This window comes from Adlercreutzia sp. DFI.6.23 (assembly GCF_024462535.1).
In the GTDB taxonomy this organism is placed as follows: domain Bacteria; phylum Actinomycetota; class Coriobacteriia; order Coriobacteriales; family Eggerthellaceae; genus Adlercreutzia; species Adlercreutzia rubneri.
In genome coordinates this window covers 1-255 of record NZ_JANGBP010000868.1, presented here as the reverse complement: position 1 = coordinate 255, position 255 = coordinate 1, and the positions used below count along the sequence as shown (strand labels likewise).

Below are 255 nucleotides of genomic sequence, written 5' to 3'. Positions count from 1 at the left end.
ATCGCCCGGCGCTACGGCATGAACCGGCACACGGTGGCCAAGTACTGGAAGGCCGGCGGCCAGGTGGAGGACGCGCGCAGGTGCCGCCCGAGCGGGCTGGACCGCCACAGGGAGGTCATAGAGGCCAAGGCGCAGCTGCCCGGCGCGACCAAGCGCGGCATCTACGAGTACCTGATCGACCGCTGCTACGCCGGCGAGGAGCCGCCGGCCTACAACACGCTCACCAAGTGGATGCGCCGCAACGGCATCGAGTGC

The 255-nt window shown here is 70.2% G+C and carries 1 pseudogene; it reads left to right on the top strand.

The annotated features are described in order from the left end of the window. Window positions 1-255: pseudogene (locus tag NE591_RS16465) on the top strand (IS21 family transposase); the annotation flags it as partial.